Annotated in this window: 1 protein-coding gene; it reads left to right on the top strand. The window is 51.8% G+C overall.

What is annotated here, in order from left to right:
* Positions 1-1,902 (top strand): Ig-like domain-containing protein (locus BUB37_RS21750; protein WP_244526924.1); only part of this gene is annotated, 1,902 nt, incomplete at its 5' end.
* Positions 1,903-2,110 lie beyond the last annotated feature (208 nt).

Here is a 2,110-nt window from a genome sequence, read left to right as displayed (position 1 = left end):
GTAAGCCTTCCCCCGGGCACGGACGTCACGGCCTTGGTACCTACGATAACCTTTACGGGAGATTCGGTAAGTCCGGAATCGGAGGTCGAACAGGACTTTACCGATCCGGTCATCTACACGGTCACCCAGGGCGATGTATCCAAGGAGTACACGGTAACGGTGGAGGTCGCGACGGATACCGTAGATCCGGAGATCACGTTGTTCTCGATAAACGGGGTGGAAGGTATACTATCGGGCACGGACATTACGGTCAGCCTTCCCTCGGGCACCGATGTGAAGTCCCTTGCACCGGCGATAACCTACATAGGGGAATCGGTGAGCCCGGGACCGGAGGTCGAACAGGACTTTACCGACCCGGTCACCTACACGGTCGCCCAGGGCGATGTATCCAAGGAGTACACGGTAACGGTGGAGGTCGCGGCGGACACCGTAGATCCGGAGATTACGTTGTTCTCCATTGACGGGGTGGAAGGTGTTATATCGGAGACCGACATTACGGTAAGCCTTCCCCCGGGCACCGATGTGAAGTCCCTTGCACCGGTGATAACCTACATAGGGGAATCGGTGAGCCCGGGATCGGAGGTCGAACAGGACTTTACCGACCCGGTCACCTACACGGTCACCCAGGGCGATGCATCCAAGGAGTACACGGTAATGGTGGAGGTCGCGGCGGCTACCGCAAAGGAAATCACGGGTTTCTCCATTGGAGGGGTAAACGGGTCCTTCTCGGGTACCGGCATTACAGTAAATCTTCCCTCGGGGACCGATGTAACTTCCTTGGTACCTGCGATTGCCTATACAGGGGAATCGGTGAGCCCGGGATCGGGCGTCGAACAGGACTTTACCAATCCGGTTACCTATACGGTTACCGCGGAAGATGGTACGACACGGGATTATATCGTAACGGTCAACGTTGCGGCCAATACGCCCCCTGTGGCTATGGATGATGACTTTACAGTGGCGGAAAATGCAACGTTGAACGGTTCGGTGTTTCTGGATAATGGCAATGGCGAGGATTTTGATGCCGATGGCATTACCGTTGATCTGGTCAATGGAAGTTCGGTCAATGTCGGTGCGACAATCAATGGAAGCAACGGTGGTCGGTTCACGATATCCGCGGGGGGCGATCTTTCCTTTGACCCTAATGGGGATTTTGATGACTTGACCGAAGGACAAACCGCGCAGACCACCGTACAGTATCGTATTACGGACGGAAATGGGGGAAACGCTACGGCCATGGTTACCGTGACGGTCACTGGAATCGATAACGGTAGCGCGGACAACGACATCCTTCAGTTTACATTGTCGCCTACATCCGGCGATGCCACCTTGGATCCGTCCGGCCATCGGGTGACCATGACGGTTCCCTTCGGTACGGACCTATTGGTCGCCCCGACCAATTTGGTGGTGTCCCCCGGTGCGACGGTCTCTCCCCTGGGCAATGTGGAGCGCGATTTTTCGAGTCCGGTTGTCTATACGGTGACGGCCGAGAACGGGGATGTGCAGGACTGGACGGTGGAGATAACAGTGGAAGCTCCGGCTCCCTCAATATCCTTCGATCGGTCAACGGGCCGATATACCGCCCCCAGCGGATCTAGGGTTGATGTAACTATAAGTACAGACCCTAAAAGTAAAGGGGTTGTTAGTCTAAAAGTGTATGCTCAAGGTGGAGGGCAAGGGGCTAATTTTTTGTCCTTGGGGTATAACTTTGATGAGAAAATTCCCATGGAAGATTCTGGCTATTTTATCATGCCAGAAAATGGAGAGGTCTATTTTTCGGGGCAACATGAGGATTTGTTCGACACTTACGGACAATCAACTACTAATATTTCAATTGAGCATGATACCGGGTATACAGAATTCATAAATATGGATGATTCATACCAAATACCATCTAATTAACACGTTGTTTAATAAGGGAAAAAAATTATATTTCTCTACAACGAAAAGTTTTGATTAAGTAATCGTTAGTTATTATTTTGCTTCGATTGTATAGAAAGCCCCGAACTATGTACAAGAACTACAGACCCTTAGCGTATTTCATTTTGATGTTGACCGTCCTTTTGGCCTGCACCAAGGACGTTGGGCTTTTGACCGAGGTTGAGTTCGT

This window comes from Pseudozobellia thermophila (assembly GCF_900141855.1).
Classification (GTDB): domain Bacteria; phylum Bacteroidota; class Bacteroidia; order Flavobacteriales; family Flavobacteriaceae; genus Pseudozobellia; species Pseudozobellia thermophila.
The sequence above is the reverse complement of the archived record's forward strand: the minus strand, read 5'-3'. Positions and strand labels throughout refer to the sequence as shown.